Origin of the sequence: Tenacibaculum sp. 190524A02b, from assembly GCF_964036645.1 — a bacterium.
In the GTDB taxonomy this organism is placed as follows: domain Bacteria; phylum Bacteroidota; class Bacteroidia; order Flavobacteriales; family Flavobacteriaceae; genus Polaribacter; species Polaribacter vairaonense.
The window spans coordinates 1,062,038-1,076,171 of record NZ_OZ038525.1; the positions used below are offsets into that span (position 1 = coordinate 1,062,038).

The following is a 14,134-nucleotide window of genomic DNA, read 5'->3' on the forward strand; positions in this document are numbered from 1 at the left end:
TTATTGTTATTAAGATTAGTAAAAATATGTTCTCATTAAGTTCAGACACAAGTTACAAATTTTAAGTCACATTTTTTTAAATAATTATTTATACTTTTAGCCTTTTAAACATTAACCTATATTTATGAAAAAATTAGCACTACACTGGCAAATCTTAATAGGAATGCTTTTAGGAATTTTGTTCGGTTTAGGAATGACATTTATTGAAGGAGGTTCAACTTTTGTTGGTAATTGGATAAAACCACTAGGTACAGTATTTGTAAAATTACTTAAATTAATAGCGGTACCTTTAATTATAGCTTCTTTAATAAAAGGAATATCTGATTTAAAAGATATTTCAAAATTCAGAAATATAGGTTTGCGAACAATTGTTACTTATGTAGGTACAACAGTAATAGCTATTACAATTGGGTTACTATTAGTAAACATTGTAAAACCAGGAGATGGAATTTCTGAAGAAACAATCACAAAATTAACAGAAACCTATGCAAGTAGTGGAAGTGTAAAAGCAAAAATAGCTGAGGCAACTAAACAAAAGTCTAGTGGTCCATTACAGTTTTTGGTTGATATGGTCCCTGATAATGCTATAAAGGCAATGGGAAGTAACAAGTCTATGTTACAAGTAATCTTCTTTACTATATTTTTAGGTATTTCTATGTTATTAATAGGAGAGGAGAAAGCTAGTCCTCTAAAAAACTTTTTTGACTCTTTAAACGAAGCTGTTTTAAAGATGGTAGATTTAATAATGTTGTCAGCACCATATGCTGTTTTTGCATTATTAGCCAATGTAGTAGTGTCTTCTAATGATCCCGATTTATTATTAGCACTGTTAAAATATGCATTAACAGTTGTAGTAGGATTATTATTAATGGTTGCCTTTTATATGATTTTAGTAAGTGTATTTACTAAAAAGAACCCATTGTGGTTTTTAAAACAAATTAGTCCAGCTCAATTATTAGCATTCTCAACGAGTTCAAGTGCAGCAACACTACCAGTAACAATGGAAAGAGTTGAAGAGCATGTTGGGGTTGATAAAGAAGTATCTAGTTTTGTTTTGCCTGTTGGAGCTACTATTAATATGGATGGGACTAGTTTATATCAAGCAGTTGCAGCAGTATTTATTGCACAAGCATTGAGTTTTGATTTAACTTTTGGAGATCAATTGACAATTATATTAACTGCTTTATTAGCATCAATTGGGTCTGCTGCTGTACCAGGAGCAGGGATGGTAATGTTAGTTATTGTTTTAGAAGCTGTAGGTTTTCCTTCAGACAAATTAGCTATTGGTTTGGCCTTAATTTTTGCGGTTGATAGACCTTTAGATATGTGTAGAACTGTAATTAATGTAACTGGAGATGCTACAGTATCAACATTAGTTGCAAAATCTGTAGGGAAACTTGGAAAGCCAAATCCTAAAAATTGGGATGATAACTATGATGAAGTCAAATAAACTTCAAGTTTTAGAATTAAAATATTAAATTTAAAGAAGAAATTTTACATTTAAACTCTACCATTTTAGTCAGATGAATATATGTTTTTTAATGTATCCTTGGGAGGAAATAAACCCAGAAAAAGATTCTACATTAACACTTATCCATGAATGTGCCAAACGAGGTCATGGAGTAGCTATTTGTACACCTTCAAATTTAACAATTCGTAATAGTGTAACTAATGCTTTTTGTTCCATAATTGGAAGGATGGATAAAGTACCTTCAAGTATAAAATCATTTTACAAAAAAGCCGTTTTAAGAGAAGAAATGCTTCCTCTGGCTGGGTTTGACGCCATTTTTATGAGAGGAAATCCTCCTTTAGATCCACTAATGTTAAATTTTTTAGATTCTGTTAAGGATGATGTATTTGTTATCAATTCTGTAGAAGGAATGCGTGAAGCAAATAATAAATTATATACAGCTGTATTTGAAGATCCAGATAATGAGGTAATTCCTGTTACTCATGTATCAAAAAACAAAAGTTATTTAATAAAAACAATTGAAGAATCTGAGGCGGATAAAATGATATTGAAACCATTAAATGGATACGGTGGTTCAGGAGTAATATTAATAGAAAAGTCAGCAATGAGTAATATAAACTCTTTATTAGACTTCTATATTAACAAGAGTGATGGAGCTTCAGATTATGTAATTCTTCAAGAATATATAGAAGGAGCAGATAAAGGAGATGTTCGTATCTTATTATTAAATGGTATTCCTATAGGTGCAATGAAAAGAATACCAGGAGATAAAGATCATAGATCTAATATAACAGCAGGAGGTAGAGTAGAAAAACACAGATTAACTCCAGCCGAGAAAAAACTTTGTAAAAAGATAGGTCCTAAACTAGTAAAAGATGGACTGTATTTTGTTGGTATTGATGTAATAGGAGGTAAATTAGTAGAAGTAAATGTAATGAGCCCTGGAGGGATTACATATATAAATAAAGTTTCTAAAGTTAAACTTCAAGAAAAAGTCATAGACTTTTTAGAGAGCAAAGTGTTAGAAAAAAATGCTGCATTTAGAAGAATGACGGATTTAAAACGCAGAGTTGATGAAGCTTAAAGTAAATACTCCAATTGTAGAAGCTCAATGGCTTAATAAAAATATAGAAGCAAAAAATTTAATCATTCTTAATGCTACAATAAAAAAGGTAGGAACTACAGAGAAAAATAATAAGAAAGCAAAACAAATACCTAACACCATTTTTTTTGATTTAAGAAATGTGTTCCTAGATATAGATGCAGCTTATCCTAATACAATACCAACTGAAGAGCATTTTCAAAATGAAGTTCAAAAATTAGGGGTAAATAATGATAGTTGTATTGTTGTGTATGATGAAATAGGAACTTATTCATCACCTAGAGTTTGGTGGCTTTTTAAGGTGTTCGGATTTAATAATATAACAGTATTAAATGGAGGTTTACCTAATTGGGAACAAAAAGGTTATACTGTTGTTAAAAATAGTGAAAGTACTATCTCAACAAAAGGTAATTTTCAAGCAAGATACTCAACTGAAAAAGTTAAGTTTATAAATGATATCCAAAAAGCTATAAATGAAGAGAATACAACCATTCTTGATGCAAGATCTTATAATAGATTTAAAGCTATAGAACCTGAACCGAGAAAAGGTTTAAAGGGCGGACATATCCCTACATCAAAAAGTTTAGCCTATACAAACCTTCAAAATGAAGGGAATATGAAGTCAAAAGAAGAGCTAAAAGCTTTATTCCAAGAAAAAGATGTAATAAATAAACCAATTATTTTTACTTGTGGATCTGGAATTACAGCTTGCATTTTAGCATTGGCATCAGAAATAATAGATATAAAAAATTACGCAGTCTATGACGGTTCTTGGACCGAATGGGCCAGTACACCAAACTTACCTATTGAAAAATAACAAATGAATACTTGGACAAAAGAAGAATTTAGAACCTATGTGCTTTTATTTGTAGCGCATTGTAATTATATAGAAGCTAAAGAGGAAAGTGATTATATAATTTCTAAAATAAATGAAGAACAGTATAATAAAATCCATACAGAAATTGTAATGGATGAAGATGAAAATGTGAAGCTTGAGAAGATTAAAGATTATCTTCTAGAAAATAAATACTCAGAAGAAGACAAAAAAGAGTTAATTCAAGATGTTAAAAATGTAATCTTTGCAGATGGAACTGTTGATGCTTTAGAGAAAAAGGTATTTAACTTCTTGAAAAAGATTTTAGCATAATGGAAAAGCTTTCAATTATACAAATAATTGAGAAAATAGAAAAAGAACAAGCTTTTGAAGCAGTGACATCCGATTATTCTTTTATGCTAAAGATAGAGGAGTATGTACCTTATGTTTGCGCAGCAATCCATGATGGGCACCAATTTAGAAAAGAGTTGTGGCATAAATGTACTCATACTGAATATGAACGATGGTATGAAGAAGATCCAGCAACAAAATATATGATTCACTCACATCCAATTGTTATTACAGGGTTAGATTCTAGATTTGAATATGATTTAAATAGAAGCCCAGAAACAGCTATATATAATGATGCTTGGGGTAAACAATTATGGCATATTCCCTTAACAAAAGAGGAAAAAAATAAAAGCTTACAAAAGCATATGGGGTTTTATAGAGTTGTAGAAGCTTTGATAAAAAAAATAGAAAGTAAGTTTACAACATGTTTAGTCTTTGATATGCATTCTTATAACTGGAAACGTTGGGAAAGAACGGTGCCAACATGGAATATAGGCACCGTAAATATAGATAATAAAAAATACGAGGATGTTATTGAAAAATGGAGAGCTACGTTAAATAGTTTTCACCTTCCAAATAAAATTGAATCATCAGCTAAAATCAATGATACTTTTCAAGGAAATGGATATTTTTTAAAGTTCATAACGCAAAACTTTAAAAATACCTTGGTATTAGCAACTGAAATAGCTAAAGTCTATTGTGATGAGTTAACTCAGATTATGTACCCAGAAGTAATAAATTCGGTAGAAAAGTCTTTAAAAATAGCAATAAAAGAAAACGCAAAATCTTTCTATAAACAACATAAGCTCTAAATACATTTAACAATATGGAAGTAAGTAAGGTAAATAAAGAATTACTTAAGATTGATAAACAAGTTGACAAATTAGTTAAGAAAATTGAGCTTTTAAGTTATATAAACCCAATAAATATAGAAGAACAAAAAGAGCAATTCTTTAGATCAAAGTATCTTACTGATCCAGTTTTTATATACCCAGAAACAGATTTTGATAAGTTTAAAATTCATCAAAAATTTTTTACACAACCCATTGAAAATATAGAAGACGAGATTATTAGGAATTTATACGAAGATGTAATTTACTATTACTCAGGCGTAGTTCAATGTATAGAAACCATAGGAAAAGGAAAAAAATTTTACTATAATAGTTTACATTCATTTGGTACACCAACAGAACAAGATGTTGAAAATGCTAAATTCATTTTACATTTTGAAGAAGAAGATAGTAACGATGAAATTTTTAAACCAGCTTATACAGCTAAACAAGCAGAAACTTTTTTTGAAGATTATGGTAAACGATATGATTTTTCTTTTCACATAAAAGAATCTTCAGCAATGGGAGCCATCGCTATGGTACTTAATAATATCCAAACATTAGTACTAAATAGCAATCATACTTTTTCTAAAAATGAAATGGGAATTTTAACTAATCATGAAATAGGAGTACATATGGTGACCACTATGAATGGTTTACTACATAAGTTAAAAATATTTTCCCATGGTTTCCCAAATAATGTTGAAACCCAAGAAGGCTTAGCTGTTTTTAGCGAATATATGTCAGGAAACTTAACAATTAAACGTTTAAAAGAATTAGCTTATAGGGTAATTGCAGTAGATAGTTTGGCTAAAGGATATTCGTTTTCTAGAACGTTTAGATTGTTACATAATTTTTACGATTTAGGAAAGGAACAAGCTTTTTACATAACAACAAGAGTGCATAGAGGTGGAGGTTTTACTAAAGATTACCTTTATCTAACAGGACTGAAAAAAGTGTATGATTTCTATAAATCAGGGCAAGATTTAAGTTTATTATTAACAGGTAAAGTTTCTTTAGAATACTTAGAAGAAATCAAACATTTATTGAAAAGTAATTACGCAGTCCCTTCAAAATACATAACGGATTCATATGCTAAAAACTTAAACTCTAATACTAAATTAGATTTTATTCTTGAGAATTTAAAGTAGTTTTAATTAATTTCCGAATTTGATTTTACTCGAAAACATTTTTCTTCACCTAAGAACATAGGATTTCCATGTTTTTCAGACCAAAAACCATCCAAGATGTCTTTAGTAAGGCATTTATAAACTACCACACCTTTATAAGTTTCATTATCATCTCCTAAATAATTGAAATTAATAACAAGAATAGCATCTTTATAAAAACCAGTTCCATGTTGTTCCTGATTTCCATTAATCAACCAATGAGCATTAATTCTCTTATTCTCGTCTAAAGCCAAGGTTAAAGTTCCTTTATAGGTGTTGTTATCTGCGTTTTGATTACTACCAATTAAGTTAAAAGTGCCAACTAAATCTTCAATTAAAACCATTATGAATTGTATAAAGAAAAAGGGAAGTTCTAGTAAAGAATTTCCCTTAAAGTATCTATTTATAAATTTTATAGTATTGAATTACGAGTACATTTTATCTCGTAACTCTTTAACTTTTGGATCGTCTAAATAATCATCAAAAGTAGCATATTTATCAATAACTCCTTTTGGGGTAATTTCAATAATTCTATTGGCTACAGTTTGTGCAAACTCATGATCATGAGTAGTAAATAAAACAGTACCTTTAAAATTAATCAAAGAGTTGTTCAAAGACTGAATAGATTCTAAATCTAAGTGATTCGTAGGCTCATCTAATAATAAAATGTTAGCTCTAGTCATCATCATTCTAGACAACATACAACGGACTTTCTCTCCTCCAGAAAGGACATTACTCTTTTTTAAGGCTTCTTCACCAGAAAAAATCATTTTACCTAAGAAACCTCTTAAAAATACCTCTTCACGTTCTTCTTCTGTCTTGGCATATTGACGTAACCAATCTACCAAATTTAATTCCCCGTTTTGGAAAAACTCAGAATTATCAGAAGGTAAATAAGATTGGGTAGTTGTAACTCCCCAACTATATTTTCCACTATCAGCTTTGATGTTATCAGTAATAGCTTGGTAAAAAGCAGTAGTAGCTTTAGAGTTTTTAGAAATAATAGCTACTTTATCACCTTTGTTTAAGTTAATATCTATGTTTGAGAATAACAATTCACCTTCAGCATCAGTCTTAGATAAACCTTCTACATTTAAAATTTGATCTCCTGCTTCACGATCTCTATCAAATATAATTGCTGGATAACGACGACTTGAGGGCTTAATTTCTTCTACATTTAATTTCTCAATCATCTTTTTACGAGAAGTAGCTTGTTTAGACTTAGCTACGTTAGCAGAAAAACGTCTAATAAATTCCTCTAGCTCTTTTTTCTTGTCTTCTGCTTTTTTGTTTTGCTGTGCACGCTGTTTAGCAGCTAACTGGCTAGATTCGTACCAAAAAGTATAATTACCAGAATAATGGTTGATTTTACTAAAATCAATATCAGAAATATGAGTACAAACAGCATCTAAAAAGTGACGATCGTGAGAAACAACAATAACCGTATTATCATAATTGGCTAAGAAATTCTCTAACCAAGAAATAGTTTCAAAATCAAGGTCGTTGGTAGGCTCATCCATAATTAATACATCAGGGCTTCCAAATAAAGCTTGCGCTAATAACACACGTACTTTTTGCTTTCCATCTAACTCTTTTACTTGCGAATAGTGAAAATCTTCCTTAATACCTAAGTTTGATAGTAATGCAGCTGCTTCAGAGTCGGCATTCCAACCATTCATTTCTTCAAATTTTACTTGAAGCTCTCCAATTTTTTCTGCATTTTCATCTGTATAATCAGCATATAAAGCGTCAATTTCCTTTTTTATAGCAAATAACTCTTTATTTCCCATAACCACAGTTTCTAATACAGGAAATTCATCAAAAGCATAGTGATCTTGAGAAAGAACAGACATTCTTTTACCTGGTTCCATATGAACTTGACCCGAAGTTGGTTCCATTTGTCCTGATAAAATCTTCAAAAATGTAGATTTTCCTGCACCATTTGCTCCAATAACCCCATAACAATTACCTTGAGTAAATTTGGTGTTTACCTCGTCAAACAAAACACGTTTACCAAATTGAACTGATAAATTAGAAACTGATAACATGTATAATTTTTTAAAATTCGCTGCAAAAGTATAAAATATATAGATGCTAAAAGAATTTGGATAGAAATATTTAAGATCATAAATTTGGCAGATTTTTAAATTCTTTTAACAACGAATTAACAGGTAAGTATATAATAGATATTTATTTTTGACTGTTGCTTTAATATGCACTGGATACAAGTATGAATAGAATTTTAGCCGCTTTTATATTAATGGTATCGATAACCCTCATAGGGTGTGGTGATAATGCTACCAAAATAAAACCTACTTGTTTTGGAGGTAAGATTATAAACCCTAAAGGAAAGTATGTTACGCTATCAAACAATAAAGATTTTACGGATACTATTTATTTAAAGAATGATAATACTTTTTTTGCTAAATATAAATCTATAAAAAAAGGTTTGTATTACTTTGAACATGGTCCGGAATATCAATTCATTTACCTAGAACCTAATGATAGTTTGTTATTACGTCTAAATACATGGGATTTTGATGAGTCTTTAGTTTATACAGGTAAAAATGCAGAAAGAAATAATCTTCTAATTGAAGCCTTTTTAGAACATGAACAAGACGACAAAGTATTTTCAAAAAGTTACTATTCATCAGAAAGTGTTTTTGTAGCTAAAATAGACTCACTTCTATTAGTTAAAGAGGAAGTATTAAAGAATTATGTAAATAAATACGCTGATAATTCTAAAGAATTTTTATCTATTCTTGATATTGCATTAAAATACCCTGTATATACAAAGCTTGAAAGGTTTTCTATAAAGAATATAATAAAAAACGATTCATTAAATTTAAGTGATTCTTATTTTGATTATAGAAAAAAATTAAAACTAAAAAGAGACTCATTAATATTTTATGGCTCATATTATAGGTATGTTCTTGAGAAAATATATAATGATGCTTTTTTAAAAGGGTATTCAGAAGAATCTGAAGACTTTGTTGTTCAGTTATTGCATAATATTGATGAGGAGATAGAGGATGAGACTACTAAAAATAAAGTTTTATACAGAACTATTAGACATCACTTTAATAAAAGAGTAAAAGGAAATTTAAGTAATAAAGCCTTTTTTACCTTCTTTAAATTAAATACAAGTATAGAAGATAAAAAGAATATTCAACGATTAATAAATGATATTAAACAAGTAGAGAATAATAAGAAAATGATGGATTTTAAGTTAGAGGCACCTACAGGTAATTGGGTAGATGCTTCTAAAATTATTAGAAATAAAAAATCTATTATTTATTTTAAAGATCCAAAAGCAAAATCAAGTGATTGGATTGCCTCTCGCTTTAACTATTTAGTTAAAAAATATCCAGACATAAACTTTGTATATGTAAATCCTAAAACTAAAGGGAGTTGCTTTACTAAGAAAATTCCGATTAAATATCAATATAAACTTCCTGAAAATAGTTTGGCTTATAATTTTTTAACTAGTAAGTTTTCTAGGTTAATTATTGTAGATAAAGATAATGTTGTTCAAAATGGTTACTCTAATTTATCAGCTTACGATATTGAAGAGCAGTTAAAAGAATTACAAAAAAATTAAGAACACAGCTTTTGTTTAGATAAAATAGTGTACTTTTGCGCCGTCCAAATCTCGTATAGAGATAGTTATTAGTTAATTACGAATTCATAGATGGGCATCTGTGGATTCATTAAAATTCACAACATGTCAACATTTTTAGAATTAGGCCTAAAAGAGTCTATTAATAAAGCTTTATTGGATTTAGGTTATGAAACTCCAACAGTAATCCAGCAAAAAGCAATTCCACAAATCATTGATTCTAAGCAAGATTTAAAAGCATTTGCACAAACTGGTACAGGTAAAACAGCAGCTTTTAGTTTACCTATTGTTGAGTTAATAAATACTGAAGAAAAAGTTACCCAAGCTATTATCTTATCTCCAACAAGAGAGTTGGCAGTTCAAATAGGAAAAAATATTGAAGATTTTGCGAAATATATTCCTGAATTAAAAACTGTAACGGTATATGGAGGTACTAACATAGAGCAACAAATAAAACAATTAAAAAAAGGAGCTCATATAGTAATAGGTACTCCTGGTAGAACAGTTGATTTAATTAAAAGAAGATCATTAAAATTAGGAGATGTTAAATGGTTAGTATTGGATGAAGCTGATGAAATGCTTAATATGGGGTTTAAAGATGAACTAGATAAAGTTTTAGAAGCAACACCAGAAACTAAGCAAACCTTGTTATTCTCAGCTACATTTCCAAGAGAAGTAGAAGCTATTGCAAGTAACTACATGAATAACCCTGCTGAAATTTCTTCAGGACAAAAAAATCAAGGATCTGATAATGTTACTCATGAATATTATTTAGTAACTGAAAAAACACGTTATCCAGCTTTAAAAAGAATTGCAGATATAAATCCTAATATATATGCTATTGTTTTTTGTAGAACAAGAAGAGAAACTCAAGAAATAGCCGATTATTTGATACGTGATGGTTATAGTGCAGATGCTTTGCATGGAGATCTTTCCCAAGCTCAGCGTGATAGCGTCATGGAAAAATTTAGAAAGAAAAACATTCAGATGCTTGTGGCTACAGATGTTGCAGCTAGAGGATTGGATGTTGATAACTTGACCCATGTAATTAACCATAAGTTACCAGATCAAATTGAAAACTATAACCATAGAAGTGGAAGAACAGGTAGAGCTGGGAATAAAGGAATATCTACGGTTTTAGTAACAAAGAAAGAAAAAGGAAGATTACGTCCAATAGAACGTATTTTAAAGAAACAGTTCATTCATACGCCAGTACCATCTGGTAAAGAAATTTGTAAAAAACAATTATTTCATTTAATTGATAGAGTAGAAAATACAGAGGTAAATGAGAGTCAAATTGATACCTTTTTACCAAGTATTTATGAAAAATTAGAAAACTTAACTAGAGAAGAATTAATACAAAAGTTTGTTTCTATTGAATTTAATAGCTTTCTATCTTATTATGAAAATGCTCCAGATTTAAATGATTTAAATTCAAGAGAAAACAGTAGAGGAAGGTCAACTAATGAAAATATGACTCGTTTCTTTATTAATTTAGGAAGAAAAGATAAATTAAATCCTGCAAAATTAATAGGTTTAATTAATGAGCAAGGTATTGGAGATAAAGTTGAAATTGGAGCAATTGATATTTTAGATACTTTTTCATTTTTTGAAATAGATAAAAATTTTGAGTCGAAAACCCTTGAGGCTTTTGGAGATAACGAACCTGATTTTAATGGTAGGAATGTAAACATTGAAATAACCAAGAGTGATAGAGGAGGAGGAAGACGAAGAAAAAGAAACAATGGAGGGTTTAATAAGTCTAGAAATGGATCTTCTTCAAATAATAAAAAGTTTGGAAGACGAAGATCATCAGATAATGGAGCTCCTAAAGCACATTCTGGCTTCGGAAGAAGAAGACGTAGTAAATAAAATATTTAAAGGCATCTGAAAAGATGCTTTTTTTACGGGATAAAAATAATAAGGGTAGATACTTTTCTATAAAAAACTCTAAAGTTAAAAGTGCTTAGATAGGTATCTACCCCGTTTCCCCTAAATTAAATATTTTGATATAACTTTACTTATCTTATAATTGGTGATGTAAAAATTGTTTTGATTCTATCTATAATTCCTTGTAAAACAGTAAAAATTGCATCCGAAGAGAAACCACCTATTAAAGCGAGTATACTCTTACTAAATAAATTAATACTTTTAGGATCTGAAGAATAAAAAGAAATAATTTCAGATAAAATTAATCCGGCAATAATGCCTAAAATAATTTGAGCTATATATGATATAGATTCTTCAGGAACCAATGTGCAACTCTTTAATGAGTCACTAACTTTTTTTAATAAAAAAAACAAAACACCTAAACCAGCAACAGAAGATAAAAAAGCTAAATTTAGTAGTAGTGAAATGCCATTATTATTCATAATTCCTTCATCTAAAGAATGATTGTTTACTTGTGGAGATAACCCTGTAATTATGAAAAGTAGAAGAAAGGTTAACGCTAATAAGATTAAATTTCTAACTAACGGAAGCTTATTAAAAATAGATTTTTTAGTTTCAGAAGAGCGTAATCTTTTAGTAAATTCTATAGATTTTGGTGTAGCAGGAGAGATGTTTTTTGCTAATAAATTATGTGCATTAATTAAATCATCAACACTACTATTCTGAATCAAGCTATTCACTTCTGTATTGATAATAATACCGTTGTAAATAGCATAAGAAAGCATATTGTTAATTTCTTTACTTAATTCATTAACAATTTGAGGTGAAATTCCTTTAACTAAATCTGAAGTTGGTTTGGTAGCTGTAGTCATAATTGTTAAGTTTTATTAAAATTAACTTATTTACACTAAATATATAAGACTTTTACATTAATAATTAATAGAAAATCACTCTTTTAAAGAGCGATTTTCCCGTCGTTTAATTAATTGAATGAATTATTCTGCAGATTTTACAGGAACATCATTTACTTCATGACTTCCATATGTAAACCCACCAATTCCATTCCAACTATTATCAATATCCATATAAGCTGTGAATTTTTCTAAGTAGCTTCCAATTGCTGGTGGTGGCACAGATACTACATATTCACCAGATAAGTTTACTATTTTAGTAACTTTACCGTAACCTGTAGCTCTGATAGTACCAGCTACATTTACTTTAATGCTAGGTCTATCAATTGCTTGAGTGATTTCAACAATACCAGAAACAGTGTTTCTTGATGGAGATACAACTAATGAAAAATGTGCTACAGGAGCTCCGGGTAGCCCAACATTTCCAATAGTTCCTTTAGCTAAATAAGCATCAGCTAAAGCTTTAGTTGCAGAAGAAGTTTCGTTTACAGTACTCATAATTTTAAAGTTTTTAAAATATTCCTACTCTTTTAAGTTGGTTTTTCGGATATCACCATTAAAAATCATAGTGTAGCTACGTAATGATTCATGAATTTCTTACTCAAATATATTTTTTATTCTATAACTTTTTATATTATTATCCTTGAACGTTAGTGATTTAAGTATGAGTGTAAACTTAGATATTAATATAAAATAATATTTATTTAAAATAAATCCAAATAAAATTTGGAGATTACAATTACTTGTATAATTTTGCCATTGAATTTTATTAAAATTAAATCTAAATAAAATGAAGAAGGTTATATTATCGATGTTAGCAGTATCCGCAATGGTATTTACATCATGTTCTGATGATAATAACGATCCAGGACCAACAAAACAAGAAGTTGTAGCACCAGCAACGTACGACTTTAGTGACGTTAAAGGAAATTCTAATGTGAGTTTTTCAGGGCAAGTAGCTCGTTTAAAAATGATTAACGAGTTAAAATCTGTTTTAGGGAAAAATACTAAAACTGAAGCTCAATTAGTTGAAATGTTTACAAATGGAACTGGTTTTCCAGATGAATTAGGAGTTAACGATTCAGGTAAAAAATTAAGAGAAACAGTTGCAGCAGCTACAAACTCTAATACTTCTTCTGTTGAAGAAGACGCTTTAAGAGTAAAAATTGATGGATGGTTAAAAGATCATGCTACAACTTTATATGCTAACTGGGATAAAGATGCTTCTGCTGGTATTGCAGGAAAAGTAGTTACAGGTTCAAGAACTGCCTATGTAAATGCTAAAGGTGTTGAATATAACCAAGCTTTTGCTAAAACATTAATAGGGTCTGTGATTGTAGATCAGGTAGTTAATAAATATGTATCACAAAAATATCTTGAGGATAACAAAGCTGGACATGAAGCAGGGACACCGTATAAAAATGATGATACTAAAAATTATACCGCTTTACAACATGGTTGGGATGAAGCTTATGGATATGTTTTTGGATTAGAAACTGATACTAAATCACCTTCTAGAGAAGGAGGTTCTTTATTAAATAAATATTTAAAGAAAGTAGAAGGAGGTAAAAAGTTTAAAGGTATTTTTGATGAAGTATACAATGCTTTTAAATTAGGTAGAGCAGCAATAGATGCTAAAGATTATGAGTTAGTTAATAAACAAGCTGAGATAATTAGAACAGAAATTTCTAAAGTTGTTGGGGTAATGGCTGTTTATTATTTACAAAAAGGTAAAGGTACTAGAGACGCTAATAAATTACATTCTTTATCGGAAGGATATGGTTTTGTAAAGTCATTACGTTTTGTTCATATTAATGGAAAACAAGTAGAAGAAAATCAAATTAAAGCATCAATAGAAGCTTTAGAAGCTGATAATGGATTATGGTCTGTAACTGATGATAAGCTACAAGAAATAGCTGATAGGTTAGCTAGATATTTTGGTTTCACAGCCGCTGATGCACTTAGTTTATAAAATCA

Annotated in this window: 13 protein-coding genes; 9 read left to right on the top strand and 4 right to left on the bottom strand. The window is 29.5% G+C overall.

Annotated features, from left to right (window positions below; all coding sequences use genetic code 11):
- Window positions 1-124 precede the first annotated feature (124 nt).
- The 6 genes from ABNT65_RS04175 (at window position 125) to ABNT65_RS04200 (ending at window position 5,719) form a co-directional block, all read left to right on the top strand.
- Window positions 125-1,450 carry a dicarboxylate/amino acid:cation symporter gene (locus ABNT65_RS04175; protein ID WP_348739874.1) on the top strand — a complete coding sequence of 442 codons (1,326 nt, stop codon included), beginning with the start codon at window positions 125-127 and terminating at the stop codon, window positions 1,448-1,450.
- 73 nt (window positions 1,451-1,523) lie between these two features.
- Window positions 1,524-2,555 (top strand): glutathione synthase, encoded by a 1,032-nt coding sequence (gene gshB, locus ABNT65_RS04180; RefSeq protein WP_348706806.1) that lies wholly within the window; start codon window positions 1,524-1,526, stop codon window positions 2,553-2,555.
- Window positions 2,545-3,390 carry a sulfurtransferase gene (locus tag ABNT65_RS04185; protein WP_348747246.1) on the top strand — a complete coding sequence of 282 codons (846 nt, stop codon included), beginning with the start codon at window positions 2,545-2,547 and terminating at the stop codon, window positions 3,388-3,390. The genes gshB and ABNT65_RS04185 overlap by 11 nt, the downstream gene beginning before the upstream one ends.
- Before the next feature lie 3 nt (window positions 3,391-3,393).
- A complete protein-coding gene (locus ABNT65_RS04190) occupies window positions 3,394-3,720 on the top strand; it encodes a hypothetical protein (protein WP_348706802.1) in 327 nt (108 codons plus the stop codon).
- A complete protein-coding gene (locus tag ABNT65_RS04195; protein WP_348747247.1) occupies window positions 3,720-4,550 on the top strand; it encodes an N-formylglutamate amidohydrolase in 831 nt (276 codons plus the stop codon). Before ABNT65_RS04190 ends, ABNT65_RS04195 begins: the two co-directional genes overlap by 1 nt.
- 14 nt (window positions 4,551-4,564) lie before the next feature.
- Entirely contained in the window at window positions 4,565-5,719 is a 1,155-nt protein-coding gene (locus ABNT65_RS04200; RefSeq protein ID WP_348747248.1) for a flavohemoglobin expression-modulating QEGLA motif protein, read from the top strand.
- A 2-nt stretch (window positions 5,720-5,721) separates the two neighbouring features.
- On the opposite strand, the gene ABNT65_RS04205 is transcribed toward ABNT65_RS04200, so the two are convergent.
- Complete coding sequence (locus ABNT65_RS04205; protein ID WP_348706796.1) at window positions 5,722-6,081, bottom strand: hypothetical protein; 360 nt, start codon at window positions 6,079-6,081, stop codon at window positions 5,722-5,724.
- An 81-nt stretch (window positions 6,082-6,162) separates the two neighbouring features.
- Window positions 6,163-7,785, bottom strand: coding sequence for an ABC-F family ATP-binding cassette domain-containing protein (locus ABNT65_RS04210; RefSeq protein ID WP_348706795.1), 1,623 nt, complete (start codon window positions 7,783-7,785; stop codon window positions 6,163-6,165).
- Between the two features lie 182 nt (window positions 7,786-7,967).
- On the opposite strand from ABNT65_RS04210, the gene ABNT65_RS04215 reads away from it, so the two are divergent.
- Together ABNT65_RS04215 and ABNT65_RS04220 are read left to right on the top strand one after the other, a co-directional pair.
- Window positions 7,968-9,338, top strand: coding sequence for a hypothetical protein (locus tag ABNT65_RS04215; RefSeq protein WP_348747249.1), 1,371 nt, complete (start codon window positions 7,968-7,970; stop codon window positions 9,336-9,338).
- A 123-nt stretch (window positions 9,339-9,461) separates the two neighbouring features.
- Entirely contained in the window at window positions 9,462-11,228 is a 1,767-nt protein-coding gene (locus tag ABNT65_RS04220; RefSeq protein WP_348747250.1) for a DEAD/DEAH box helicase, read from the top strand.
- Window positions 11,229-11,377: 149 nt separating this feature from the next.
- Here the strand turns inward: ABNT65_RS04220 and ABNT65_RS04225 are convergent, their stop codons facing one another.
- Both ABNT65_RS04225 and ABNT65_RS04230 read right to left on the bottom strand, forming a co-directional pair.
- On the bottom strand, window positions 11,378-12,118 hold the full coding sequence (locus ABNT65_RS04225; RefSeq protein WP_348747251.1) for a hypothetical protein: 741 nt from the start codon (window positions 12,116-12,118) through the stop codon (window positions 11,378-11,380).
- A 123-nt stretch (window positions 12,119-12,241) separates the two neighbouring features.
- Entirely contained in the window at window positions 12,242-12,655 is a 414-nt protein-coding gene (locus ABNT65_RS04230) for a DUF1842 domain-containing protein (protein ID WP_348739883.1), read from the bottom strand.
- A 292-nt stretch (window positions 12,656-12,947) separates the two neighbouring features.
- Between ABNT65_RS04230 and ABNT65_RS04235 the strand changes: the two genes are divergently transcribed.
- Window positions 12,948-14,129 carry a DUF4856 domain-containing protein gene (locus tag ABNT65_RS04235; RefSeq protein ID WP_348706786.1) on the top strand — a complete coding sequence of 394 codons (1,182 nt, stop codon included), beginning with the start codon at window positions 12,948-12,950 and terminating at the stop codon, window positions 14,127-14,129.
- Window positions 14,130-14,134 lie beyond the last annotated feature (5 nt).